This is a genomic window from Pseudochrobactrum sp. B5 (genome assembly GCF_001939785.1).
Taxonomy (GTDB): domain Bacteria; phylum Pseudomonadota; class Alphaproteobacteria; order Rhizobiales; family Rhizobiaceae; genus Pseudochrobactrum; species Pseudochrobactrum saccharolyticum.
In genome coordinates, this window is the sequence record NZ_MOYL01000001.1 from 220,550 (window position 1) to 246,342 (window position 25,793).

At 51.8% G+C, this 25,793-nt stretch carries 24 protein-coding genes; 19 read left to right on the forward strand and 5 right to left on the reverse strand.

Annotation, left to right across the window (positions count from 1 at the left end; all coding sequences use genetic code 11):
* The first annotated feature begins 43 nt into the window (after positions 1-43).
* Both BKD14_RS01085 and guaD read left to right on the forward strand, forming a co-directional pair.
* The gene (locus tag BKD14_RS01085; protein ID WP_075653962.1) at positions 44-1,276 is read left to right on the forward strand and encodes a urate hydroxylase PuuD; all 1,233 of its coding nucleotides are present in this window, start codon (positions 44-46) and stop codon (positions 1,274-1,276) included.
* Positions 1,277-1,329: 53 nt separating this feature from the next.
* Positions 1,330-2,655 carry a guanine deaminase gene (gene guaD, locus BKD14_RS01090; RefSeq protein WP_245293538.1) on the forward strand — a complete coding sequence of 442 codons (1,326 nt, stop codon included), beginning with the start codon at positions 1,330-1,332 and terminating at the stop codon, positions 2,653-2,655.
* 66 nt (positions 2,656-2,721) lie between these two features.
* Here guaD and BKD14_RS01095 read toward each other — a convergent pair whose 3' ends face one another.
* Positions 2,722-4,044: an MFS transporter gene (locus tag BKD14_RS01095; RefSeq protein WP_075653963.1), complete on the reverse strand. Its 1,323-nt coding sequence runs from the start codon at positions 4,042-4,044 to the stop codon at positions 2,722-2,724.
* Between the two features lie 685 nt (positions 4,045-4,729).
* Between BKD14_RS01095 and BKD14_RS01100 the strand changes: the two genes are divergently transcribed.
* The 9 genes from BKD14_RS01100 to BKD14_RS01140 all read left to right on the forward strand — a co-directional run bounded on the left by BKD14_RS01100 (position 4,730) and on the right by BKD14_RS01140 (position 15,035).
* On the forward strand, positions 4,730-5,578 hold the full coding sequence (locus BKD14_RS01100; RefSeq protein ID WP_022709186.1) for a DMT family transporter: 849 nt from the start codon (positions 4,730-4,732) through the stop codon (positions 5,576-5,578).
* 266 nt (positions 5,579-5,844) lie between these two features.
* Positions 5,845-6,918 carry an AI-2E family transporter gene (locus BKD14_RS01105; protein ID WP_075654715.1) on the forward strand — a complete coding sequence of 358 codons (1,074 nt, stop codon included), beginning with the start codon at positions 5,845-5,847 and terminating at the stop codon, positions 6,916-6,918.
* A gap of 205 nt (positions 6,919-7,123) precedes the next feature.
* Positions 7,124-8,170, forward strand: a complete 1,047-nt coding sequence (locus BKD14_RS01110; protein WP_022709188.1) for a substrate-binding domain-containing protein — start codon at positions 7,124-7,126, stop codon at positions 8,168-8,170.
* Positions 8,171-8,246: 76 nt separating this feature from the next.
* Positions 8,247-9,734 carry a phosphate ABC transporter permease subunit PstC gene (gene pstC, locus BKD14_RS01115; protein ID WP_075653964.1) on the forward strand — a complete coding sequence of 496 codons (1,488 nt, stop codon included), beginning with the start codon at positions 8,247-8,249 and terminating at the stop codon, positions 9,732-9,734.
* Positions 9,731-11,047, forward strand: coding sequence for a phosphate ABC transporter permease PstA (gene pstA / locus BKD14_RS01120; RefSeq protein WP_022709190.1), 1,317 nt, complete (start codon positions 9,731-9,733; stop codon positions 11,045-11,047). Before pstC ends, pstA begins: the two co-directional genes overlap by 4 nt.
* A 19-nt stretch (positions 11,048-11,066) precedes the next feature.
* Positions 11,067-11,888 (forward strand): phosphate ABC transporter ATP-binding protein PstB, encoded by an 822-nt coding sequence (pstB, locus tag BKD14_RS01125; protein WP_022709191.1) that lies wholly within the window; start codon positions 11,067-11,069, stop codon positions 11,886-11,888.
* Positions 11,889-12,005: 117 nt separating this feature from the next.
* Positions 12,006-12,728 carry a phosphate signaling complex protein PhoU gene (gene phoU, locus BKD14_RS01130; protein ID WP_022709192.1) on the forward strand — a complete coding sequence of 241 codons (723 nt, stop codon included), beginning with the start codon at positions 12,006-12,008 and terminating at the stop codon, positions 12,726-12,728.
* Between the two features lie 123 nt (positions 12,729-12,851).
* A complete protein-coding gene (gene phoB, locus BKD14_RS01135; RefSeq protein WP_022709193.1) occupies positions 12,852-13,538 on the forward strand; it encodes a phosphate regulon transcriptional regulator PhoB in 687 nt (228 codons plus the stop codon).
* A gap of 546 nt (positions 13,539-14,084) precedes the next feature.
* Positions 14,085-15,035: a cell wall hydrolase gene (locus BKD14_RS01140; protein WP_075653965.1), complete on the forward strand. Its 951-nt coding sequence runs from the start codon at positions 14,085-14,087 to the stop codon at positions 15,033-15,035.
* A gap of 69 nt (positions 15,036-15,104) precedes the next feature.
* Here BKD14_RS01140 and BKD14_RS01145 read toward each other — a convergent pair whose 3' ends face one another.
* Positions 15,105-15,392 carry a hypothetical protein gene (locus BKD14_RS01145; protein WP_022709241.1) on the reverse strand — a complete coding sequence of 96 codons (288 nt, stop codon included), beginning with the start codon at positions 15,390-15,392 and terminating at the stop codon, positions 15,105-15,107.
* 152 nt (positions 15,393-15,544) lie between these two features.
* On the opposite strand from BKD14_RS01145, the gene BKD14_RS01150 reads away from it, so the two are divergent.
* Both BKD14_RS01150 and BKD14_RS01155 read left to right on the forward strand, forming a co-directional pair.
* The gene (locus BKD14_RS01150; protein ID WP_075653966.1) at positions 15,545-16,810 is read left to right on the forward strand and encodes an aminopeptidase; all 1,266 of its coding nucleotides are present in this window, start codon (positions 15,545-15,547) and stop codon (positions 16,808-16,810) included.
* A 162-nt stretch (positions 16,811-16,972) separates the two neighbouring features.
* On the forward strand, positions 16,973-18,190 hold the full coding sequence (locus BKD14_RS01155; protein ID WP_075653967.1) for a serine hydrolase: 1,218 nt from the start codon (positions 16,973-16,975) through the stop codon (positions 18,188-18,190).
* Between the two features lie 63 nt (positions 18,191-18,253).
* Here BKD14_RS01155 and dps read toward each other — a convergent pair whose 3' ends face one another.
* A complete protein-coding gene (gene dps, locus BKD14_RS01160; RefSeq protein ID WP_022711354.1) occupies positions 18,254-18,751 on the reverse strand; it encodes a DNA starvation/stationary phase protection protein Dps in 498 nt (165 codons plus the stop codon).
* Between the two features lie 271 nt (positions 18,752-19,022).
* On the opposite strand from dps, the gene tsaB reads away from it, so the two are divergent.
* Genes tsaB through BKD14_RS01175 form a run of 3 tightly spaced genes read left to right on the forward strand, consistent with a single transcriptional unit; the run spans position 19,023 to position 21,030 of the window.
* The gene (gene tsaB / locus BKD14_RS01165) at positions 19,023-19,721 is read left to right on the forward strand and encodes a tRNA (adenosine(37)-N6)-threonylcarbamoyltransferase complex dimerization subunit type 1 TsaB (RefSeq protein WP_075653968.1); all 699 of its coding nucleotides are present in this window, start codon (positions 19,023-19,025) and stop codon (positions 19,719-19,721) included.
* Between the two features lie 44 nt (positions 19,722-19,765).
* A complete protein-coding gene (gene rimI / locus BKD14_RS01170) occupies positions 19,766-20,218 on the forward strand; it encodes a ribosomal protein S18-alanine N-acetyltransferase (protein WP_348625519.1) in 453 nt (150 codons plus the stop codon).
* Complete coding sequence (locus BKD14_RS01175) at positions 20,215-21,030, forward strand: 1-acyl-sn-glycerol-3-phosphate acyltransferase (RefSeq protein WP_075653970.1); 816 nt, start codon at positions 20,215-20,217, stop codon at positions 21,028-21,030. Before rimI ends, BKD14_RS01175 begins: the two co-directional genes overlap by 4 nt.
* Positions 21,031-21,058: 28 nt before the next feature.
* Here the strand turns inward: BKD14_RS01175 and irrA are convergent, their stop codons facing one another.
* Positions 21,059-21,496, reverse strand: coding sequence for an iron response transcriptional regulator IrrA (gene irrA / locus BKD14_RS01180; protein WP_075653971.1), 438 nt, complete (start codon positions 21,494-21,496; stop codon positions 21,059-21,061).
* 268 nt (positions 21,497-21,764) lie between these two features.
* Here irrA and fabA point away from each other — a divergent pair, with 268 nt between their 5' ends.
* The 3 genes from fabA (at position 21,765) to fabI (ending at position 24,516) form a co-directional block, all read left to right on the forward strand.
* Positions 21,765-22,280, forward strand: coding sequence for a 3-hydroxyacyl-[acyl-carrier-protein] dehydratase FabA (fabA, locus tag BKD14_RS01185; RefSeq protein ID WP_075653972.1), 516 nt, complete (start codon positions 21,765-21,767; stop codon positions 22,278-22,280).
* A gap of 181 nt (positions 22,281-22,461) precedes the next feature.
* Positions 22,462-23,685, forward strand: a complete 1,224-nt coding sequence (gene fabB, locus BKD14_RS01190) for a beta-ketoacyl-ACP synthase I (protein ID WP_075653973.1) — start codon at positions 22,462-22,464, stop codon at positions 23,683-23,685.
* A gap of 12 nt (positions 23,686-23,697) precedes the next feature.
* Positions 23,698-24,516 carry an enoyl-ACP reductase FabI gene (gene fabI / locus BKD14_RS01195; protein ID WP_075653974.1) on the forward strand — a complete coding sequence of 273 codons (819 nt, stop codon included), beginning with the start codon at positions 23,698-23,700 and terminating at the stop codon, positions 24,514-24,516.
* 152 nt (positions 24,517-24,668) lie between these two features.
* Here the strand turns inward: fabI and BKD14_RS01200 are convergent, their stop codons facing one another.
* Complete coding sequence (locus BKD14_RS01200; RefSeq protein ID WP_075653975.1) at positions 24,669-25,691, reverse strand: class I SAM-dependent methyltransferase; 1,023 nt, start codon at positions 25,689-25,691, stop codon at positions 24,669-24,671.
* Positions 25,692-25,793 lie beyond the last annotated feature (102 nt).

Sequence of the window (25,793 nt, forward strand, 5' to 3'; positions counted from 1 at the left end):
CCCTATAGTGGCAGACGGTCTGCTGCATATCGGGGAGGAATGCATGTTTGAACTGGCAATCGCGTGGGACTGGCTTGGCTTTGCTGCCCGCTGGCTCCACGTTATCACCGCAATTGCGTGGATCGGCTCATCTTTCTATTTCATTGCTCTTGATCTGGGCTTGCGCAAAGCGCCCGATCTGCCGCCCGGTGCCTATGGTGAGGAATGGCAGGTTCACGGTGGTGGTTTCTATCACATTCAGAAATATCTGGTGGCACCGTCGCGGATGCCGGAAGACCTGATCTGGTTCAAATGGGAATCCTATGCCACATGGCTGTCGGGCTTTGCGCTTCTTGCCATCGTCTATTACGGCAGTGCTGATCTCTATCTGATTGATCCGCAGGTGCTGAATGTTTCCCGCACAACGGCGATCATCATTTCACTGGCTTCTATTGCCGGTGGCTGGATCATCTATGATCTGCTGTGTAAATCTCCGCTCGGGCGCAATACCACCCAATTGATGGTGATCCTCTATTTCGTGCTGGTTCTTATGGCATGGGGCTATACACAACTCTTTACCGGACGCGCGGCCTTCCTGCATCTCGGCGCTTTCACAGCCACGATTATGTCCGCCAATGTGTTTATGATTATCATTCCGAACCAGAAGAAAGTGGTAGCGGATCTGATTGCGGGGCGCACACCTGACCCCAAATATGGCGTGATCGCCAAGCAGCGTTCCACCCATAATAACTATCTGACGCTGCCGGTTATCTTTCTGATGTTGTCGAACCATAATCCTCTGGCATTCGGCACGAAATATAACTGGATTATTGCATCGCTGGTGTTTCTGATGGGGGTAACAATCCGCCATTGGTTCAATACCCGCCACGCGCGCAAGGGCAGTCCGACTTGGACATGGCTGGCAACGGTTTTGCTGTTTATCGTGATTATGTGGCTGTCCACCGAACCGAAACAGCTGGACAATGCCGGAGAGGCGCAAGCCTCGACACTCCAGCAAAAATACATCAATACGCCGGAATTTGAGACAGTGCGCGATACGGTTCTGGGGCGTTGTTCCATGTGCCATACGGCGGAGCCGTCATGGGAGGGTATTCTGGTGCCACCAAAGGGTGTCATTCTCGACAGTGATGTTGCGATCGCTGCCCATGCCAAAGAAATCTATCTCAATGCAGCGCGCTCCCATGCCATGCCGCCTGCCAATCTCACAGGTATGAGTGCGGAGGAGCGTCTGTTGTTGCGGCGCTGGTATGAGACCGCTTCAGCTTCTAAACCCTGATCAAAACTATGTTGTAATACTGACTATTTCTGCTTTTCAGCGAGGGTATTTTCATGTCTGTGAATATGACACAAAAGTATAATCAGCGTCTTATCCGCGGGCGTGTTCTGAGTTTTATCCGTGAGCCGCAGGATATCAGCGATACAGCGTCTTATATTTATCATGAGGACGGCGCACTGCTTGTTGAAGACGGGCTAATTAAAGCAGTCGGCGATTATGCAGCTGTTGCGGCACAAAAATCAGCGGACACACCGGAAACCGATCATCGCCCGCATCTGATCCTGCCCGGTTTTATTGATACGCATATCCATTTTCCGCAAAGTCAGGTGGTTGCGTCTTACGCGGCGGAACTGCTGGACTGGCTCAATGATTACACTTTCATTGAAGAGCAGAAATATGCCGATGAGCAATTCGGTGAGCATATTGCCGAACGCTTTATTGATGAATTATTGCGTCACGGCACCACGACTGTTGTGGCCTATGGTTCTGTGCACCCGCAAAGTGTGGATGCATTTTTCCGCGCCAGTGAGCGGCTGAATATGCGCAACATTGCCGGCAAGGTGATGATGGATCGCAATGCGCCTGCCGCTTTGTGCGATACGGCACAATCTTCCTATGATGATAGCAAAGCATTGATTGCCCGCTGGCATGGCAAGGGGCGTCTGGATTATGCGATCACGCCACGTTTTGCGATCACCTCGACACCGGCGCAGCTTGAGGCGGCGCAGGCTTTGGTGCGTGAGCATCCGGAATGTTACGTACAGACCCATCTGTCTGAGAACCATGCCGAGATTGAATTTACCTGTTCGCTCTATCCCGATGCGCCGGATTATACCGGCATTTATGAGCATTATGGTCTGCTCGGGGACAAGACACTGCTCGGGCATTCCATTCATTTGTCGGAGCGGGAAATAAAAGCATTGGCAGATAGCCGGTCTGTGGCGGTATTCTGCCCTACTTCCAATCTGTTTCTCGGCAGCGGGCTGTTTGACCGCGATGGCTTGCGCGATGCCGGTGTGCGCATTGGTGTCGCGACCGATATTGGCGGCGGCACCAGCTGGTCGATGCTGCGCACATTGGATGAGGGCTATAAAGTGCTGCAATTGCGTGGCCAGCGGCTCAATCCGCTCAGTTCATTCTATATGATGACTTTGGGCAATGCCCGGGCACTGTCGATGGAAGACAAGATCGGTACGCTGAATGCAGACACGGAAGCAGATTTTGTGGTGCTGAATAGCCGCGCCACATCTGCGATGCGACTGCGTATGGATGCAGGCTCCAATCTGGCGCAGGAATTGTTCCTGTTGCAGACGCTCGGGGATGACCGTGCGATTGTGGAAACCTATGTGTCTGGTCAGCCGGTGAAAACGGCTCACTGACAAAAAGCAGTTTAAAGAAAAACCGGCCGGAAAGTGATTTCCGGCCGGTTCTTCAATTTAGATATTTTAGTCTTCGTGGATCAGGCTGTGATCGCGGGTTTCTTTCATCCGGATATAGATGATCAGAGAAAGACCGATCATGATTGTCACATACCAGAAGAACCATGTTTCATAGCCGGACAGTTTGAATTTCAGCGCTACCCATTCAGCGGTACCACCGAAAATCGTATTGGCCAGCGCATAAGGCAGAGCAACGCCAAGCGCACGGATATGTGCAGGGAACATTTCTGCTTTCACCACCGCATTGATCGAGGTGTAACCGGTCACGATAATCAGACCTGCCAGCGACAGACCGAAAGCCACATATGGATTGGTTGTTGTCGAGAGGGTGGAGAAGATCGGATAGGTAAACAGCACGCCCATCACACCGAAACCGATCATCAGCGGCTTGCGGCCAACGCGGTCGGAAAGCGCACCGGCCAGCGGCTGGATCAGCATGAAGATCAGCAGCGCGAGCGCCGTAATTTCACTGGCGGATTCCTTGCTGAAACCGGAAGTGTTGACGAGGAACTTCTGCAGATAGGTTGTGTATGTGTAGAATGCCAGCGTACCACCGGCTGTCAGCGCCAGAACGGTGAAGGCTTCTTTCGGATAATGCTTGAACAGGGCAAAACCGCTGGAGCGTGGCTTGTCGCTGGTTTTGGCGTTATCGAATGATTTTGTTTCCACAAGACCACGGCGAACCCAGAAGACGAAGATCGCCAGCAGACCGCCGATGAAGAACGGAATACGCCAGCCCCATTCACCGAGCTGTTCCGGTGTGAGAAGACGCTGAAGGATCAGCAATACACCAAGTGCGGTCAGCTGACCGGCAATCAGGGTCACATATTGGAAGCTGGAGAAGAAACCGCGACGGCTTTTGCCGGCCATCTCGCTCAAATAAGTGGCGCTGGCGCCATATTCACCGCCCACACTCAGACCCTGCAACAGGCGGGCAAAAACGAGCAATGCCGGTGCCATAACGCCGATTGTTTCATAGGCCGGTGTCACTGCAATAATCAGCGAGCCGATACACATCAGCGTAACAGAAAGGGTCAGACCGGCTTTGCGGCCTTTGCGGTCGGCATAAATACCCATGATCCATGCACCGATCGGGCGCATCAGGAAGCCGACTGCAAACACGGCCGCAGCACTCAGAAGCTCGGCTGTCTGGTTGCCTGACGGGAAGAATTTAGGCGCAAAATAAAGCGTAAAAGCAGCATAGACATACCAGTCATACCACTCAACAAGATTACCGGCAGAACCGCCGAGAATAGATTTTATGCGGGTTTTTCGGTCGAGCTCCGGCGCCGGCGAATGAGCCGGTGAAGCATTGTCTTTAGGCGACATTTCAAATCCAATCTTACACCAAAAAGCAAAACCGGATTTTGCAAAGCGAAATATCGGCCTGAGAAACTGAAAACGGAAACGTCTTGGGAGACACGTTTATCCGTTCTGTTTCAGGCGATACGCTTTATCCGGTGTTGCCGTTCTCTAAAAAGGAAACGAAAAACACTCTGCTGCCGCAGATATTATCCGGCGCACAGAGCCAGACCATGTGTTTAACAACAGCCTGACTGATCGGGAGATGCAGCCTGAAAAATGCCTGAACAGAGAGGTTCTTTGACTTTAACGTAAACGGCCTATGCCGATAAATCGGTTTTGTCTACTGGCTGGCGGGCAATTTATGAGGCATTGGCTTGTATTCTTTAAATGCTTGAAAGTTTCGTGCGTATGAGAGTTTTAAAATGTTATAAAATTGCATCTGCATAGCTGCTGAAAAGAATAGATACGGGCCATTGTTGAAATCGAAACAGCTCTCTTGCTTTCTTCAAAAGAAACAGTAACGTCGCGCTCGCAACAGAGCCTTATGTTTCAGACTATGCTTTGGTGTCGATAATTGATCTGACGTCACATGCTGAATGTGAAGGGGGCTGAGTGTGGGGAGCGCCAGTCTGCCGGAATACTCTCCGAAAACCCGCACATTTATGGCCCCTTATTTTTTAAGGCCCAGCACCTTTACGGCAGTGACAATATGAATACGCAAACGCATAATCTCCGCGCAGCTTTGATCGCCTTTATTGCTTTCACAGCATTTTCAGGGGCGGATACAATTGTCAAAACACTGAGCGCCCGCATCGGTGTTTATGAGACAACATTTTTGCTGTCCGTTTTTGCTCTGTCTTTCATTGTTGTTCATGGCTGTCTCAGCGGGCAGGCAAAGCGTTTGCTGCCGGTTTATCCAAAACTGGCCTTTGGCCGTGCGCTGCTTTTGTCGATGAATACGCTGCTGATCTATTATGCATTTTCGGCTTTGCCGCTGGCTGAAGCTTATGTGCTGGGCTTTCTGTCTCCAATTTTTGTCGCGATTGTCGCTTTTATCATGGTAGGAGAGCGCCTCTCCTTGCGGGGCTGGTTCGGCGTTCTTCTCGGCTTCGCCGGTGTGATCTGGATTTTGCAGCCGGGCGCGGCACCATTGTCTGCGGGGCATCTGGCCGCTTTGGGTTCGGCATTGTTTTTCGCCATTGCGCAGGTTTTGCTGCGCCGTGCCAAAAGCGATGAGTCTGACAAGGCGCTGGTTGTTGCTCTGCTGATTGTCCAGTCCTGTTTTGCCGGATTGCTGGCGCTTTATAACGGCCTGATCACACCGCAGTGGCAGGATCTGGGGCTGGCGCTTCTCGGCGGCGGGCTGATTGCTTTTGCGCAGACGATGATTGTTAAAGCGTTCCGTCTGGGATCTGCCGCGATTGTTGCGCCCGTTCAATATAGCCAGATTATCTGGGGACTGTTCTATGGGGCATTACTGTTTAACGCTCCGGTGGAAATTCACATGCTGGCCGGTGCTGTCGTCATCCTGATTTCCGGCTGGCTGGTGCTGAATTAAGATATGCTTTTGCTTTGAACCAGCCGGATCATGCCGGCTGGCGGACTATATTTATCGCTTTATATTGACGGCATTGCTGTCTCCCTTAATTTACCGGCATAGCGGGAATAATCCGCATAGGAATGAGGGGGAGGCGGATGCAGATGCCGCATGATAATAAGACGTCGATATCCGATGCTGATAATGAGCTGATTTATCCGGCGCATCCTTTGCCTGAAAGCGGAAATCTGCAAAATCTGACGAAATATGTGCGTACAGGCCGCGCAATGCTGACCGGTATTTTTCTGATGATGCTGGTTTATGCGCTGTATTTTGCACGGGATTTTTTCATGCCGGTCACGCTGGCCATTTTGCTGGCGCTGATGCTGACACCGATTGTCCGTTTCTCCAAAAAACGACTCGGCATTTCCGAAGCTATTTCGGCCACTCTGCTTGTGGTCTTTTCTTTCTCCTTCATCGGAGTGACCGGCTATCTTTTAAGCGGGCCGGTTACGGAAATGGTGAGTGAAGCACCGGAAATCGGGCGGGAGCTGACAGAGAAACTGCACCGGTTGCGCGCACCCGCAGAACATTTGCTCAATATCAGCAAACAGGTCGATCAGGTCGCACAAATGGGACAGGATCCGAAAGTGCAGACAGTTTCGCTGGCGCAGCCCGGCATTCTTTCACAGGCTGCGGGCAATGTTTTGTCAGGCGGCACGACAATTGCTGTGACATTTATCCTGACGCTGTTCATTCTTGCCTCGGGAACCATGTTCTATGAAAAGATCATCCAGTCTTTTGGCAAGCTGAGCGAAAAGAAGCGTGCCTTGCGTGTTGTCTATGATGTGGAACAGGTTATTTCCAGCTATCTGCTGACGATCACGGTCATTAACGGGCTTTTGGGGCTGGCAATCAGTCTGGGACTGTGGGCATTGGGGATGCCGACACCGTTTGTCTTCGGTGTGATGGCGGCGCTGCTTAATTTCCTGCCCTATATCGGCGCATTGACGACAATTGTCGTGGTCGGGATCATTGCTATCGTGTCCTTTGACCAGATCGCCTATGCCATGCTGGCTCCGGCTTTTGTGCTGGCCTGTAATATTCTCGAAGGGCAGATTGTGACACCGACCATTATCGGCCGGCGTCTTGAACTGAATACGGTTGCGGTTTTTGTAGCCGTTGCCTTCTGGTCATGGTTGTGGGGCTTCATCGGTGCCCTGATAGCGGTGCCGCTTCTGGTTGTCATAAAAGTTTTCTGTGACCACTTTGAAACATTGCGCCATGTGGGCAATTTCTTGTCGGCGCAGACCACAGAAGATGAGAACGAGACCGGTGAGGAAAAAGCGAAGCCATCCTAAGAGATTGTTTTTATTTTGCTTTCAGGGTCCGAATTTTCTGGCTCTGTATTGGTCGTTCGGGAAACCGCATTTTTTTATTATAAAATGCTGAATTGAGCACTGATACAAACCTGTAATATTAGTGTCATATAGCTGTTATATAGAGCGCGTAGATGGCTGGTAACGTCCAAAACGTTACCTCATTCTTCTAACTGGAGCTGCTCCTATGAACAAGCTGATTACAACGACTGCTGCATTGGCAATTGCTGCTGTAGCCGGTGCTACTGCCGCTCAGGCTCGCGACCAGATTCAGGTTGCCGGTTCGTCAACCGTTCTGCCATATGCCAAGATCGTTGCTGAAACTTTCGGCGAAACCTATCCGGATTTCAAAACCCCTGTTATTGAATCCGGCGGTTCGGGCGCAGGCATCAAAGACTTCTGTAAAGGTGTAGGCGAAAACACAATCGATATCGCCAATGCATCCCGCGCAATGAAGTCTTCTGAACTGCAGTCCTGCATCGATGCAGGTGTAAAAGATGTTCAGGAAGTACGCATCGGTTATGACGGTATCGTTTTCGCAACCGATATTAACGGTCCGGACTGGAAGTTGGCTCCGGTTGATGTTTACAAGGCACTTGCTGCTAAAATCGTTGTAGACGGTAAGCTGGTAGATAATCCGAACACCAAGTGGAATCAGGTTAACGCCGCTCTGCCGGATTGGGATATTGCTGCTTACATTCCGGGCGAAAAGCACGGTACCCGTGAAGTTTTCGAAGAAAAGCTGCTCGCTGACGGTTGTAAAGAAAGCGGCGCGCTGGAAGTCATCAAAGCCGGTGGTGCAGATGACAAGGCAGCTGCCAAGACCTGTATCGCTGTGCGTAAAGACGGCAAGGCTGTTGATATTGACGGTGACTACAGCGAAACACTCGCCCGTATCAGCGCTAATAAAACCGGCGTTGGCGTATTCGGCCTGTCCTTCTATGAAAACAATGCTGACAAGCTGAAGGTTGCAACTGTGAACGATATCGTTCCAAGCGTTGAAACCATTGCCAAAGGCGAATATCCGGTTTCCCGTCCGCTGTTCTTCTACGTGAAGAAAGCGCATCTGGGCGTGATCCCTGGTCTGAAAGAATATGTGGAATTCTTCCTTTCCGATCAGATGATTGGTGATGAAAGCCCGCTGGCAGACTATGGTCTGGTTCCGGCACCGGAAGCAGAGCGCAAAGAACAGCGCGATGCATTTGCAGCCGGTACTGTAATGCAGGTTAAATAATTTGAATATGGTCCGGGTGCAGACAAGCTCTGCGCCCGGATTGTCTTTTGTCGTGGACGGTGATCAGGGAATTTAAATGTCGATCATGCTGGTCTTAACAATTGTCTTCGTGCTGGGCGTCGCAGGATTTTTCCTTGGCCGCGCCAAAGCGGTTGCACAATTGAATACCGTAAAAAACGTGGCAGATAAAAAAGAGAAACCACATTCCCGTCCGCATTATCACGGATGGTGGGTTTTCTCTCTGACAGTCATGCCGGCAATTATTTTATTTGTCGTCTGGTCGCTGAGCGCCACCGTCTATCTGGAGCAGACTGCCAAATCGCAGTTGCAGGATGCTCTCGGCAACACTGAAAATTACAGCGAAAGCCTGTCGCTCGGCGTGGTGAAAAGCCTCGCACATGGGTTTGAGCGTCTTGATCCGTCGAGCCGTGAAAACCTGCCGCAGACCTATTCTGAAGTTCGCGCTTTGATGGCTGAAAAAGGCATCGCGCTGGCGACAGAAGGTCAGGATGTGATGGTGCCGGTTGCGGTACAATGGAACAAGGCAGCCGCCTTTTCCTCGAATATCCGCGCAGGTCTGACGATTGCTCTGGCTATTGCCGGATTTATCTTTGGCTGGATGACAATTGCACCGCGCGTCCGCGCCCGCAACAATGTGGAAAGCATTGTGCTGTGGGGGCTGATCGCTGCCTCAACCATCGCCATTCTTACCACTGTCGGCATCGTCTTCTCGATGCTGTTTCAGACAATCAATTTCTTCAGCGATGTTCCGGCCTACGAATTCTTCTTCGGAACGGTTTGGGATCCGCGTTTTGCCGCTGCCGGTGCCACAGATTCCCATGGCCAGTTCGGTCTGATCCCGCTGCTTGCCGGTACGCTTTACATCGCGCTGGTCGCCATGGTCTTCGCGGTGCCGGTTGGTCTGTTTGCCGCGATTTATATGTCTGAATATGCCGGTGCCAAAACCCGCGCTATCGTCAAGCCGCTGCTGGAAGTGCTGGCCGGTATTCCGACCATTGTTTACGGTTTCTTCGCGCTGGTCACAGTCGGCCCGTTCCTGCGTGACCTGAGTGCAGCACTGACCGGTGGTCAGGGTTTCATCATGGCGCAGAGTGTGCTCACTGCCGGCTTAGTGATGGGCGTGATGCTGATCCCGTTCGTATCCTCTTTGTCCGACGATATTATCACTGCCGTACCACGCTCCCTGCGTGACGGTTCTCTGGGCTTGGGTGCCACCCGCTCTGAGACCATCAAACGTGTGATCCTGCCTGCTGCACTGCCGGGTATTGTCGGAGCGCTGCTGCTGACCGCTTCCCGCGCCATTGGTGAGACTATGATCGTGGTGCTTGCTGCCGGTGTGGCCGCCAATCTGACGCTCAACCCGTTTGAAGCAATGACGACGATCACTGTTAAAATCGTCAATCAGCTGACCGGTGACCTTGAGTTCAACTCACCGCAGACACTGGTGGCTTTTGCACTGGGTATTACGCTCTTCTTCCTGACCCTGCTGATGAATATTTTCGCTCTCTACATTGTGCGTAAATATCGGGAGCAATATGAATGACCGACGCTGTTTTCACTCCCAAGACAACTTCAACTGCACCTGCCCGCCGTGATATTGGCATCAAGCGCCGCTACGCTGCCGAACGCCGCTTCCGCATGTATGGTGTGATTGCGATTGCAATCGGCATCTTCTTCCTCTGTGCGCTGTTTTTCTCGGTGTTTTCCAAAGGCTACACAGCCTTCTGGCAGACAACGATCGAAATTCCGGTGCTGCTGGATGAGAAAGTGATCGATCCGTCCAATGAACGCGCAAGCAATCCGAATGTGCTGATTACAGCGAATTATCCGCTGCTGGTACGCAATGCATTGGCTGACAAGCTCGGTGTGGAGAAATCCAATCGTCCTGCCATGCGCGATATGACCCGTTTCTATTCGGATGGCGTTCGTCTGCAATTGCGTGAAATGGTGATGGCTGATCCGAAACTGATCGGCACAACCCAGACAATCAAATTCCTTGCGGCTGCAGATATTGACTCGGCCAATAAAGGTCAGATCGACCTGTCGGTTGACCAGAGCAAGCGCAAAGTCTCCGATCTTCAGGTTGGCTGGATGAAGACACTGAAGGATGAAGGCGTTATGCGCCAGTCCTTCAATACCGGCCTGTTTACAATGGGTGCCTCAAGCCGTCCGGAAACGTCCGGTCTGGGCGTGGCGCTGATCGGCTCGCTCTATATGATGCTGATCGTGCTGGTCTTTGCTCTGCCGATTGGTGTTGCTGCTTCGATATACTTAGAAGAATATGCGCGTAAAAACCGCTTTACCGATATTATTGAAGTGAACATCAACAATCTGGCTGCGGTGCCGTCCATCGTGTTCGGTCTGCTGGGGCTGGCGGTTTTCATCAACTTCTTCGGTATGCCGCGTTCGGCCTCGCTGGTTGGTGGTCTGGTGCTGACGCTGATGACATTGCCGACAATCATTATTGCAACGCGTGCAGCTTTGCGTGCGGTGCCGCCATCAATCCGTGCTGCGGCTCTGGGGCTTGGTGCTTCCAAAACGCAGGTTGTGTTCCACCATGTGCTGCCGCTGGCCGCGCCGGGCATTCTGACCGGCACGATTATCGGTCTGGCTCAGGCATTGGGTGAAACAGCGCCGCTGCTGCTCATCGGTATGGTTGCTTTTGTTGCCAATGCTCCTGTTACCCCTATGGATCCTGCGACTGCGCTGCCGGTACAGATTTTCATGTGGGCTAATGAAGCAGAACGTGCTTTTGTAGAGCGGACATCGGGTGCGATTATTGTGCTCCTCCTGTTCCTCGCTGTGATGAATATTGCCGCAATCATTCTGCGCCGCCGTTTTGAGCGCAGATGGTAATCGGGACGGAGTTGCGATCATGAACCTGATGAATGATTATACTTTAGAGAAAACACTCGGAGAAAAGATGAACGCCTTGCCAAAAAAAATCAAAATGCGCGGGGACAAGGTCAAAGTTTTCTACGGTGAAAAACAGGCTTTGCACGGCGTTGATCTGGATATTGAAGAAAACAGCGTAACCGCGCTGATCGGCCCGTCCGGTTGCGGTAAGTCGACTTTCCTGCGCTCGCTCAACCGTATGAATGATACGATTGAGGGTTGCCGCGTTGAAGGTCTTATCACGCTCGATGGCGAGGATATTTACGATCCGAAAATCGACGTGGTGGAGTTGCGTGCCCGTGTCGGCATGGTGTTCCAGAAGCCAAATCCGTTTCCGAAATCGATCTATGAGAATGTTTCTTACGGTCCGCGCATTCATGGTCTGGCCCGCAGTCGTGCGGATCTGGATGTCATCGTTGAGAAGAGCCTGCGTGGCGCCAGCCTCTGGGAAGAAGTGAAAGATCGCCTCAATGATGCAGGCACAGGTCTTTCCGGCGGCCAGCAGCAGCGTCTTTGCATTGCCCGCGCGATTGCAGTGAGCCCTGAAGTTATTCTGATGGATGAGCCTTGCTCGGCGCTTGACCCGATTGCAACCGCGAAAGTGGAAGAGCTGATTGACGAGTTGCGCCGTGACTATACGATTGTCATTGTGACCCACTCAATGCAGCAGGCTGCGCGTATTTCGCAGACCACAGCCATGTTCCATCTGGGCAATCTGGTAGAGGTCGGTGACACGGATATGATGTTCACCACGCCGAAAGAAAAACGTACGCAGGATTATATCACCGGTCGTTTCGGCTGATCGAGCTTACGCGTAAAAACAAACAAGATAGAGCATTTTCTATGAGGCAATATAAGCCGGAAATGCTCTGGAGTTTTACAGACTGCTTTGGCAGTGCCACAGGATAAGGAAATTTCCATGCCGTCACAGCATACGGTTACGTCCTATGATGAAGAACTGAAGTTTCTCGCCCGTAAAATCGCCGAAATGGGCGGTCATGCGGAGCGTATGGTGGAGCAGTCCATCAAGGCGATTGTTACTGCCGATAATGCGCTGGCACAGCGGGTCATTTCCGAGGATCTGATCCTTGATGCAGGCGAACGTGAAATTGATGACAAGGCGATTATGATTATCGCCAAGCGTCAGCCGATGGCTGTGGATCTGCGCGAAATTATCGGCGCGATCCGTATCTCAGCGGATCTGGAACGCGTCGGCGATATGGGCAAAAACATTGCCAAGCGTGTTGTTGCCGTTTCGGAAACACGTCAGTCGGTGAAGCTTTATCGCGGTCTGGAAACACTGGCAGAGCTTGCCCGCACCCAGCTTAAAGATGTGCTGGATGCCTATGCAACGCGTTCTGTGACCCAGATCAATATTGTCCGCGACCGCGATGATGAAATTGATGCGATGTACACATCGCTGTTCCGCGAACTTCTGACTTATATGATGGAAGATCCGCGCAATATTACGGCCTGTACGCATCTTCTGTTCTGCGCCAAGAATATTGAGCGTATCGGCGATCATGCCACCAATATTGCCGAGACAGTCTATTACATTGTCACCGGTAATCAGATGCCGCCGGATCGTCCGAAAGATGATCTGAGCCATGACGTCGTTCTCGACGAATTGCATAAAAACTAAGCTGTTCTAACCGGCAGCGGATATGCAGGGCATTCAGCCCTGCCTGTCAGAATAAACGTCATGCATTCCGGCTGCGCCGGAATGCAAATGCCCCCTTATGTCTAAACGAATAGTGGATACGCAATGTCACACACGCCAAGAATAGCGGTTGTTGAAGACGAAGAAGCCATCAGCGAATTGCTGCGCTATAATCTTGAGGCTGAAGGCTATCAGGTCGATACGATCCTGCGTGGCGATGAAGCCGAAATTTATTTACGCGAAAACGTCCCTGATCTTTTGGTTCTCGACTGGATGCTGCCTGGTGTTTCCGGCATCGAACTTTGCCGCCGTCTGCGTCAGCGTGCAGAGACAGAGCGTCTGCCGATTATCATGCTGACAGCACGCGGTGAGGAATCCGAGCGTGTACGCGGTCTGGCCGTTGGCGCGGATGATTATGTTGTCAAACCATTCTCCACACCGGAACTGCTGGCACGTATCAAGGCGATGTTGCGCCGCGCCAATCCGAGTGTGCTTTCCCATGTGCTGAAAGTCGGTGAGATTGTTCTCGACCGTCAGCAGCACCGCGTTTACCGCAAGGAACGCGAAATCAAACTCGGGCCGACAGAGTTCCGTCTGCTGGAATATTTCATGATGGCACCGGGGCGCGTTTTCTCGCGCACGCAATTGCTGGATGGTATCTGGGGGCGGGATATTTACGTCGATGACCGCACGGTGGATGTGCATATCGGCCGTTTGCGCAAGGCAATCAATACCGGTCGTGAAGTGGATCCGATTCGCACCGTTCGCGGTGCCGGCTATGCTTTTGGCTGATAACCGGCCGGATATTTGTGAAAAATACTGAACCGGTGTGAAGAAAATTCACGCCGGTTTTTATGTTTCTGATTCTGCGAAAAGCCGTGTCTGCAAAGGCTCTAGCGTCATAAAAGCAAATTGCTTTCACAAAATATCAGCCATTTGTAACGCGCTGTAATGAATTATGACTAACGCAATGGGGCGGTCAATTGCATGATGCGCCCGTGTCTGAGGCGCTATCAGGTTGTGAAATAAGGCAATATCGCACCGGAATTGCTGCAAAGCCATGATCCGGCAAGCTGCTTCATTTCACAAGATTAGTGAAGTCTTTACGTAATCTTGCGTATTTTAGTAATCACTCAAAAGAATGCGTTAACAAAGCGTTAACTAATGAGGCGCATTTTCTTGGGGTAAATTTTAACCGGTTGTCGCTAACCGGAACACGAATATAAATCGGGCCTTGCGCCTTTATTTAGCCCTAATAGCCCCCGAATTTCCCGGGGCTCGCGCACAGGATCTCTGTGTGACCCGGGTGTACGGGAAATTATTGATAAGGATGAACCGTTGAAACGCTCTTATTTAGCGAAAACACTGTTTATCGGTGCTCTGGTTGCCACGCCGTTTATCCTTGCTGGCTGCACCACGACTTCGACCGGTTCAAAATCTGCCAAGGCTGCACAGCCTGCCAAGGAATCCGGTGTAACCGTCCGTAATGGCAAAAAGACCTATACATACACTTCCAGAGACCGCGAGTGCCTTGAGCGCGCAATGTTCTTTGAATCTGCCCGCTCCAGCCGTGATGGCCTTGTTGCAGTCGGCACGGTGGTGATGAACCGTCTGGTCTCGGAAAAATATCCGGAAACCATTTGCGGCGTTGTCGGACAGAAGAACCAGTTTGCACCGGGCGTTATGACCCGTGCCATGAATTCCAAAGCCTTGCCGGATGTGAAAGAAGCCGCAGATTCGGTGCTGAAAGGCGAACGCCATCCGAAACTGAAGAATGCAATGTTCTTCCATACGGCCGGTCTGAAATTCCCGTATAGAAATATGCATTATGTGCTGGTTGCCGGTGGCAATTCTTTCTACGAAAAGCGCCGCAGAGACGGTACGCTGGAATCGCCGCTGCCTGAAACCCCGTATAATCTGGCGGCTGCCTATGAGCCAAGAAACCAGTCCATGCCGGATAGCATTTATGATGTGACGGATACGGCTAAGGCTGGCAAAGGCGACCGCCTGCCTGTCGTTGCTCCGGTGATGGTGGCATCTGCCGGACAGGCTGTGCAGGATGTGCAGGCTGCACAACCGGCTGCAACGGAAGCACCGGTGCAGCTTGCCTATCATGCACCGGCTGTAAACACACCGGTTCCGGCGCAGCTTCCGTTTGAAACCAAACCGGTTGCAGCTTCTGCAACGCAGAATGCTTTTGCAGCGGGTGCGGAAGATATGAACAAGCAGAAAGTTGATGCAATCGGTGCATTGTTGCTGACGCAGGATCGTCCTGAACCGGCAAGCTGATCCCTATCTTGTTATCGACTGAAATAAAAAAGCCCGCGTGAAGCGGGCTTTTGTTTATGGAGATGAAGATCAGCGCGGCACCACCACCGGCTGATAAATAACCATCGGTGTGGAGAATTGCGGCCGTTCATTCTGCCATGCGCGGATATCGGCGCGGCGGTCGAGATGAATTTGCAGCAGGCAATTGGCCATGGCTTCAGACTTGGGTTTAAAACCATAGCTCAGACAGGTTTTCTCATCCTCAGCACGCTGCTGTTCCGGTGTAAGTGTCGTGCAGCCTGCCAGCGCTATCGCAAACAGTCCTGCAACAAGACTCAGCTTCTGAAATGATCGCGCATTATTGGAGTTTCGGTTCATGGATTTGTTCCGATAAATATGACTTCATATGGCATATTAACGCTGTTCCGCATCGGTGGCTACAGCGACAATATAAAATCCTGCCAAAGCTCTAGCTTACACGCTCTTGCAGGAGTATCTGTGATGATCAATGAAAATAAGCGGAGTATGTGATGTCAGATTTCAGCCAAAACAATCACGCGGATGCAATTATCGATCCGGTTAAACTGGATAAGCTGGCAGAGGTCGCGGTTAAAGTCGGACTGCAATTGCGTAAAGGGCAGGATCTGGTCATTACCGCACCGGTTATCGCATTGCCGCTGGTGCGCCGTATTGCGGAACATGCCTATAAAGCCGGAGCAGGGCTGGTAACACCGTTTTTCTCCGATGAAGATATGGCGCTGTCGCGTTTCCAATATGCGCCGGATGAGAGCTTCGACCACGCCAGCGACTGGCTCTATCAGGGCATGGCCAAAGCCTATGCCGGCGGTGCAGCGCGCCTTGCAATCACCGGCGATAATCCGATGTTGCTTTCCGCACAGGATGCAGGAAAAGTTGCACGCGCCAATAAAGCGCTGTCGATGGCCTATCAGCCTGCGCTGGAAAAAATTGCCGGTTTCGACATTAACTGGAATATCGTCTCCTATCCGAACCCGTCATGGGCAAAGCTGGTGTTTCCGGATGATGCGCCGGATGTGGCAACTCATAAACTGGCGGAAGCAATTTTCGCCGCATCGCGTGTGAATAATGCTGATCCTGTAGCCGCATGGGCAGATCATAATGCGCAATTGCGCAAACGTACCAAAATTCTCAATGAGCGTAATTTCCGCGCTTTGCATTTCACCGGACCGGATACGGATCTGACTGTTGGTCTGGCTGATGGCCATGAATGGCATGGCGGTTCATCGACCGCTAAAAACGGCATTACCTGCAATCCGAATATTCCGACAGAAGAAGTCTTCACAACGCCGCATGCTCTGCGCGTGGAAGGGACTGTTTCCAGCACCAAGCCGCTGTCACATCAGGGCACGATCATTGATGATATCCGCGTGCGTTTTGAAGGTGGCCGGATTGTTGAAGCCAAAGCCAGCAAGGGTGAATCCGTGCTGAACAAGGTATTGGATACGGATGAAGGCGCCCGTCGTCTGGGTGAAGTGGCTCTGGTGCCGCATTCCTCGCCGATTTCGCAGAGTGGCTTGCTGTTCTACAACACGCTGTTTGATGAAAATGCTGCCAGCCATATTGCGCTTGGTCAGTGCTATTCCAAATGTTTCATCAATGGTGCTGATCTCACGCCGGAACAGATTGCGGCACAGGGCGGCAATAAGAGCTTTATCCATATCGACTGGATGATCGGTTCCAATCAGATCGATGTGGACGGCATTGCACAAGACGGAACATCCGTGCCTGTGATGCGCAAAGGCGAATGGGTTGCCTGATAGTATCTGAATTCCCGATGCTTTCATAACAATAGCCGCCGCTTTTTTTAACAAGCGGCGGCTATTGTTATTTTTAAAAGCATTTCGGGAATTGCAGCTTGCCGGAGCGATAATCCGGTTTATCGTAAGCGGGCTGATAATTGTGTCGGGAGGGGCTGTATCATGAAAAGACCGCTGCGCATGAGCTTATATAGTTTGGCTCTGTTGCTGATTATCGCGGCAGGTGTGGGCTTTGTTTTTCGTAAGCAAATTCACGAATATTATGCGGTCTATCAATATGCCAATACATTCAAGCCCGATGTGATTGATGAAAATTTCCGCTCACTTTATAAAATTTACCCATCTATCCGTGTAGAACATAGCGGCGAAGTCAGTCCCTTGCCGCAGAATGAAAGACCTTTGCCTGAAACCTATCTTTATCAGGGAGAGACAAAACGGGTCGCGGACTGGCTGGAACGCACGCAGACGACCGGTTTCATAGTGCTGAAAGACGGTGCTGTTGCCTATGAGCGCTATGAGCGGGGCAATACGGCTGCAACGCAGGCAATCGCCATGTCGATGTCGAAATCCACGATTTCGTTTCTGATTGGCAATGCTGTGCGGGATGGTCTGATCGATATAAATCAGACTGTGGATCATTATGCACCGCAACTGGCGGAGGGCGGCTATAAAGGGGTGACCGTCAAGAACGCACTGCAAATGTCATCAGGGATCGGCTTTAACGAGGATTATGGCGATCTCTCATCCGATATTGTGCGCTACATTATCCAGATTTTGACCGGCTCGGTGAAAGATTTCACTGCTCATCTGCAGAAAGTGCGGGAGCAGGGCACGGTCAATATTTATGTTTCCGCCGATACGCAGGTGCTGTCTATGGTGCTGGAAGGCGCAACCGGCAAGCCGATGACTGATTATTTCAGGGAAAAATTATGGTCGCGTCTGGGCGCAGAAGCTGATGCCTGTTGGCTGGCTGATGCGAAAGGCGACGCAGTCTCGGCAGGCGGGCTGAATGCGGTATTGCGTGATTATGCGCGTTTCGGCCTGCTTTATATGAATGAAGGGCGTAATTTCAGAGATGAGCAACTGGTGCCGGCTGAATGGGTACATGCTTCCGTTACGCCGGATGCGCCGCATCTTATGCCGGGCAGGGATGATCCTGTGCAGGGCAAGCCGCTTGGCTATGGCTATCAGTGGTGGATACCGGGGAAACCGCAGGGGGATTTTGTAGCTGTCGGTATTTACGGGCAGTTTATCTACGTCAATCCTGAGCGCAAAGTGGTGATTGCCAAAACTTCCGCCTATGCGGATTACAATAAGGATGGTCAGAAAATGAAAGATGAAAGCATTATTGTTTTTCAGGCCATTGCCGACGCACTTTAAATCGTCACCAATTTAAAGCACCGCCTGTCCCGGGACAGGCGGTGTTTCGGAAATCTGTTCTGATTATTCCTGAATATGCGCTTCAAGGAACCACAGGGATTTGTCGAGGCTGCGGGATGCAGCTGTGAAAATATCCGCACTGTCATCGTCGCCTGCCTCAGCGGCATCTTTGATGGACTGGCGTACCAGATTGGCAACAGCGCCGTAATGATCGATCAGCGCATGAAGATGGTCTTTGATGGCGTAAATATCTTCCGGATATGGCTTGAGAATGCTCGCCTCAGTAATTGTCTGACTTGTGCCAAGCGCAGTGCCGCCGAGCTGAACGGCGCGTTCTGCAATTGCATCCGAATGTTCATCCAGATCGGTGCGGAATGTATCCAGCATCTCATGCACGGCAATGAACTGAATGCCTTTAAGGTTCCAGTGTGCCTGCTTGGTTATCAGCGCAAGATCAAGGATCGCAGCCAGATTTTTGTTCAGCAGGGCAATAACCGTGGTTTTGGCATTGGTCGGCAGATTGTTTTTTGTCGGATGATTTTTCAGTTTGGATGCAGACATAGTGATTTCCTTTATGAAGGGACAAATTTTCGTTTGCCTGAGGGGCTGCCGGGAGGTGGCAGCACAAGAAACCGGAAGCAGCAGATACTGCTATAAACCTAACGTATCAAAGATAGGATTGTTCCCAGTGATTTAAAGAGTTTAAGCAGATTTTTGTGTATCATTTTGTATAGATATCGGTGTTGCCCTCTTGAGCTGACAAGGCAGAATTCTTACGCAACCTGACTGCCTGTACTTGCCGATAACCGAATTCTGTTTTAGGTCGTAAGCCATGACTATACTTGCTCTCGACACCGCAGGCAGTTTATGTGCTGCCGCCCTTTATGACCCGCAGACGCAGCAGCTTCTTGCTGAGGTCAGCCATGATATTGGCAAAGGCCATGCGGAATTGCTGCTGGACTATGTTGCGCAGTGTTTTGAGACTGCAAAAATCTCCCACAATGAGGTTCGTCGTATCGCGGTTAATATCGGCCCCGGTTCATTCACAGGCGTGCGTGTCGGTGTTTCTGCGGCGCGTGGCTTCGGGCTGGCTTTATCCTGTCCGGTGATTGGTGTGAGCGGTTTTGAAGCGCTGTGCCATGAAATACAGGCCGGGACACCGGCGCAGCCTGTTGTGATCGCATTGTCTGCCTATCGTGGTGATATTTATGCGCAAGGTTTTGATGCGCAGGGACAAGCTTCAACCACACCTTTGGCCGGTAATGAGGCAGAGCTGTTGCCGGTTTTGCAGCAGCTTGGTGATGATTATGCATTGGCGGGTAGTGGCGCAGAGCAATTACAGACAGCAGAGGGCAGCGAACGCCGGATTATCAGTGCATCCGCCTATGCATCCATCGGTACTTTTGCGCGTCTTGCGGCACAGCGTGAGGCAGGCATGCCCCCTGAGCCGCTTTATATGCGCGGGCCGGATGTAAAACCTCAGACCGGATTTGCACTGCCTCGCCGCCAGTCGGATCAGGAGCGCGGATGATCGGCCTTCCTTTTTCGCGCCAGAGTTTTGCCTATGAATCGCTGATGCAGGCGCATTGCGCTGAGCTCGCGGATCTCCATGCACCGGCTTTCCACCATGCATGGAGCGAGGAAGATTTTGCAGGCATGCTCTCGCAAGGCAATATTTTCGGCTTTATCGCCCGCCCTGTGGGTAAACCAAAACAGGCTGCCGGTTTTGTACTGGCGCGTCTGGTCGCCGGTGAGGCGGAAATTCTGACGATTACAGTGTCATCAGCTTTTCAGCGTCGTGGCATCGGACGGGATCTGATGGAAGCTGTTTTGCGCCATTTGCATCATGAGCGGGCGGAAAGTCTGTTCCTTGAGGTGGATGAGAGCAATGTGGCAGCGCAGGCGCTTTACCGGCGCCTCGGATTTATTCAGGTCGGGCAGCGGCCCGCTTATTATGAAACCGGTCACGGGCGCAGCAATGCGCTGGTTTTGCGTAGGCAATTTCCGGAAGCGATGAGCGTATCATGATCGGTGCAATACGCATTGCGGTCATACTCGGCTTGTTTGTCAGTCTGGTTATTTCGCTGGTGCCGTTTCAATATCTGTTTGTCAAAGCGCGTTTGGGTTGGCAGCAATCGCTGCCGCGTTTTTTCCATCGGATTGCTGCATGGTTGCTGGGATTTCGCGTGAAGGTAAAGGGCGAGATCGTGCAGGATCGCCCGTTACTGCTGGTCGCCAATCATGTGTCATGGAGCGATATTGTCGTTTTATCCTCCGTAGCCAATGTCTGTTTCATCGCCAAATCCGAAGTGCGCAAATGGCCGGTTTTCGGCACTTTTGCGGTTTTGCAGCGCACTGTCTTTGTTGAACGTGAGAAAAAAGGCCGGACAGCACAGCAGGCTTCGGATATTGCCCTGCGTCTGGCTGGCGGTGATGCGATGGTTCTGTTTCCGGAAGGAACAACATCAGACGGTAACCGCGTGCTGCCGTTTAAAACGTCATTATTCGGCGCAGCCCATGCGGCCATCCGTGAGGCAGGCGAGGAGCAGGTGATCGTACAGCCGGTTTCCATCGCCTATACGGGTGTTCACGGAATGCCGATGGGGCGCTTTCACCGTCCGATTGCCTCATGGCCGGGCGATGTGCAGCTGATGCCGCATCTCAAAGGTATTCTCAAAGAAGGCGCGATTGATGTTGAGATCCGCTTTGGTGAACCGATGCGCGTGTCTGCAGATACCAGCCGCAAGGAACTGGCACGCATCATGGAAGAGCGCGTGACCACGATGCTGCAAAGCTCACTGATGGGGCGCGAAATCACCCCGTCAGCGGAAGACCAGTAAATTACCGGATTTATTTTAAGCAGGCGTGTCAGTCTTTACGACGTAAGCGCACAATCACATCGACATTAACGATTTCCATGCCTTCCGGAGCTTTCGGCAGATTGCTGACGATAGGCTGGCCGGTTTCACCATCAGGAATATCGAAGACAATATTTTCGCCTTCGACAAAAAAGTGATGGTGGTCGGAAATATTGGTGTCGAAATAGGTTTTTGATCCTTCGACCGAAATAATCCGCAGCATACCGGCTTCAGTAAACTGGTGCAGCGTATTATATACGGTGGCAAGAGAAACCGGCACGGAAGCAAAAACAGCTTCTTCATGCAGTTCTTCTGCGGAAAGATGGCGATCACCATGGGCGTAAATCAGGCTGGCAAGCGCAACCCGCTGACGCGTCGGTCTGAGACCGGCGATCCGAAGGCGCTCCTCAATCGAAGCGTTGCTGGCATGGGAGGAATGAATATTCATCACTGACCTGTCAGAAGCTTGAAACAAATTGGTTCAAAATTAATGCTTGAGGGCTGTTGCCCATCCTGTCACAAGATTGATATATGCGCTGAACGAATGACTGGCAATAGCTATTCCTGTATATCTTGACAGGCAAATAGTTTCTTGCAGGTGTTTTACAGCAGGAAACACTCTGTGTTAGGGGTGTGCAAAGATTTTGTCTGAGCCTGACGAATATGTTCGTTTCGGGCTGTCCAGACAACAGACAGATAAATGATTGGAGTCGGTAATGGCAGAGCAGAAGTCAAGTTACGGATATGAGGAGCTTCTCAGCTGCGCTCGCGGTGAAATGTTTGGTCCGGGCAATGCCCAGCTGCCTCTGCCGCCGATGCTGATGGTACACCGTATCACTGAAATCTCCGAAACCGGTGGCGAGTTCGACAAAGGCTATATCCGCGCTGAATATGATGTGAGCCCGGATGACTGGTATTTCCCTTGCCATTTTCAGGGCAATCCGATCATGCCTGGCTGTCTCGGCCTTGACGGCATGTGGCAGCTGACCGGCTTTTTCCTCGGCTGGCTCGGTGAACCGGGTCGCGGTATGGCGCTGTCCACCGGCGAAGTAAAATTCAAAGGCATGGTGCGTCCGCATACCAAGCTTCTGCAATATGGTATCGACTTCAAACGCGTGATGCGCGGTCGTCTGGTTCTGGGTACAGCTGACGGCTGGCTTAAGGCAGACGGTGAAACAATTTACAAGGCAACTGACCTGCGCGTAGGCCTGTCGAAAGACAGTGAGTCGTAAGTCGTAAAGACCGCGACGGGCATAGCCTCAAAAAGAGTATTATCCACGGGCGCGACCACATTTAATTGAAAGCTTTTATGTGGCCGCTCTCAAAATATGTAAAAGTCGCACTTATGTAACCGCGTAGCGGCATCCGCAAAAACAGGATGTCATTCAGGGAACAGGTGCAAAGGAGAACGCAATGCGGCGTGTTGTCGTTACCGGAATGGGGATTGTATCCTCGATTGGCAATAATACCGAAGAGGTGCTGACCTCTTTGTTTGAGGCCAGATCGGGTATCCGGCGGGCTGAAGATCAGGCGGAACTCGGTTTTCGCTGTCAGGTCTCGGGCGCACCGCAGATTGATGTTGAAGCGCTGGTTGACCGCCGCGCAATGCGTTTTCACGGTCGCGGTACCGCATGGAACCATGTGGCCATGGATCAGGCGATTGCCGATGCAGGCCTGACCGAAGAACAGGTTTCCAACGATCGCACCGGTATCATCATGGGCTCCGGCGGCCCTTCCACCCGCACAATCGTGGATTCTGCTGATATTACCCGCGACAAAGGCCCGAAACGCGTTGGTCCTTTCGCAGTGCCGAAAGCCATGAGCTCAACCGCATCGGCCACGATGGCGACTTTCTTCAAGATCAAGGGCATCAATTATTCGATCTCCTCGGCTTGCGCGACCTCGAACCATTGTATCGGCAATGCTGTTGAGATGATCCAGTATGGCAAGCAGGATCGTATGTTTGCCGGTGGCTGTGAAGATCTCGACTGGACCCTCTCGGTGTTGTTTGACGCCATGGGCGCGATGTCTTCGAAATATAATGATACGCCGGAACGTGCATCCCGCGCCTATGACAAAAACCGCGACGGTTTTGTAATTGCCGGTGGCGCCGGTGTATTGGTGCTGGAAGATCTGGAAACTGCGCTGGCGCGCGGTGCCAAGATTTACGGTGAAGTCGTTGGCTATGGTGCGACATCAGACGGTTATGACATGGTTGCCCCGTCGGGCGAAGGCGCAGAGCGCTGCATGCGCATGGCGCTGTCAACCGTGAACGGCAAGATTGACTATATCAATCCGCATGCCACATCGACCCCTGCGGGCGATGCACCGGAAATTGAAGCAATCCGTAAAGTCTTTGGTTCAGGCGATGCCTGCCCGCCGATTGCGGCTACCAAATCGCTGACCGGTCACTCACTGGGTGCAACCGGCGTTCAGGAAGCGATCTATTCGCTTTTGATGATGCATAATAATTTCATCTGCGAAAGCGCGCATATTGATGAACTGGATCCGGATTTCGCGGATATGCCGATTGTGCGCAAGCGCATCGATAATGCAGAAATTAACACGGTACTGTCCAACTCCTTCGGTTTTGGTGGAACGAACGCAACGCTGGTTTTCCAGCGCTATCAGGGCTGACGGAGAGAGAGTATGCAGGATTTAATGAAGGGCAAACGCGGGCTGATTATGGGTGTTGCAAACAACCATTCTCTTGCTTGGGGTATTGCCAAACATCTTGCCGATCAGGGCGCTGAGCTGGCTTTCACCTATCAGGGTGATGCTCTTGGCAAGCGCGTGAAACCATTGGCAGAGCAGGTCGGATCGGACTTCGTACTGCCTTGCGATGTGGAAGATATTGCAACCGTTGATGCGGTCTTTGACGAGATCGAGAAAAAATGGGGCAAGCTCGATTTTATCGTTCACGCTATTGGTTTCTCCGACAAAACAGAGCTGAAAGGCCGTTATGCGGATGTCACTACCCGTGAAAATTTCAGCCGGACAATGGTGATCTCTGCTTATTCTTTCACGGAAGTTGCTCAGCGTGCTGAGAAGCTGATGAAAGACGGCGGTTCGATCCTCACACTGACCTATGGCGGCTCAACCCGCACCATCCCGAACTATAATGTGATGGGTGTTGCCAAGGCTGCTCTTGAAGCCATGGTACGTTATCTGGCTGCCGATTACGGCCCGCAGAATATCCGCGTCAACGCTATTTCGGCTGGCCCTGTGCGTACACTGGCCGGTGCCGGTATCGGTGATGCACGTGCGATCTTCTCGTATCAGCGCCGCAATTCGCCGCTGCGCCGTACCGTTGATATTGATGATGTGGGTAAATCCGCAGTCTATCTGTTGTCGGATCTGTCGAGCGGTGTAACCGGTGAAGTTCACTTTGTGGATTCAGGTTACAACATCGTCTCCATGCCGACGCTGGAAGAGCTGAAAAGCTCGGATGCAACCGGCACTGAATAAGCCTGTTACATATGATATGAAAAAAGCCGCGCATTGCGCGGCTTTTTTGTCATTTTTTTAGCGCAGTTTCGGATGGATCGAAGCGGGACAAGAAAATAGTCCAGTGAACTATTTTCCCCGCGAAGGCGGTTCCCACTTTTCCTGAAACTGCTTTATTTTCGTGCTTCGATGACTTTGAAACCGTCTTTATCAGTGAGCGGCATCACCTGCCGGAAATGCTGTTTCAAGACAGCCTCATAAGGCAGCTGGCGATTTGCCACCATCAGGAAACGTCCGCCGGATTTAAGGCGTTTGGCAGCAGCCGTGATAAAGCTTTGGCCGAGCGAAATATCAGTTTTGCGACCGGTGTGAAACGGCGGATTGCTGATAACCGTGTCATAAATCTCTGTCATCGGCTCGGAAGCGACGTCATGCCAGTAGTAGTGCAGAGGTACTGAACTGTTGAGTTCGGCCAGATTGCTTTTGGCAATTTCCAGTGCCTCAAAATCCGCTTCATAAAGATCAATACGGCTGATCTTGGCCGGATTGTCGAGACAGGCGGCGCTCAGATAACCCCAGCCAGCCCCCAAATCCGCTACATGACCGAAGGCGATGTTTTTGAGATGCGGTACCAGCAGAGCGGAACCTTTGTCGGCTTCGCCATGGGAGAACATGCCTGCTTTCGTCCAGAAGCGCCCGTCTACGCGTTTTTGCTCCGGAATGAGGCTTTGTGTGATCCCGGCATCAATCGCCTCAGGGCGCGCCAGCCAGTAGGCTACAGCATGGTTTTTGGACATGCGGTCGATGGAAGTTGAAATCTGGTCGCTGCGCTTGCGGAAACTGTCAATGCCAAGCTTCTTGTCACCGGCGATAATAATCAAGCCGCCGACTTTGACTTGGGTCAGCAGTGCCGCCAGCCATTCCTCATTGCGGCCGCGATGTTTGCCGAGCAAAATCATACCGCCGTCATAGGTCTCATTTTCGCTGATCTGCGGCGTGACATGAAAGCCGGCTTTATTGAGCGCCAGCCATTCCGGCCTCAATGGCTGAATACAATGCAGTGCCTGTTTCCACTCTGTGCTGAGTGTCGTGTCGGCACTGATGCCGAAGCAAAGATATTTTTCTCCCGCCTGCGGCAGATCAAGTGTTTCATTCTCAAAGGGCAGAAAGAGGGTGTTTTGGGCGCCGGTAATCATAAAATTTCTTTGGTCTTTTCTACCTGAGAAGGATGACAGTAGGTGGTTTCTGGCAGATATTATATTGAACTTATTATCGGTTAAAGTTTCAAACTATCTGTA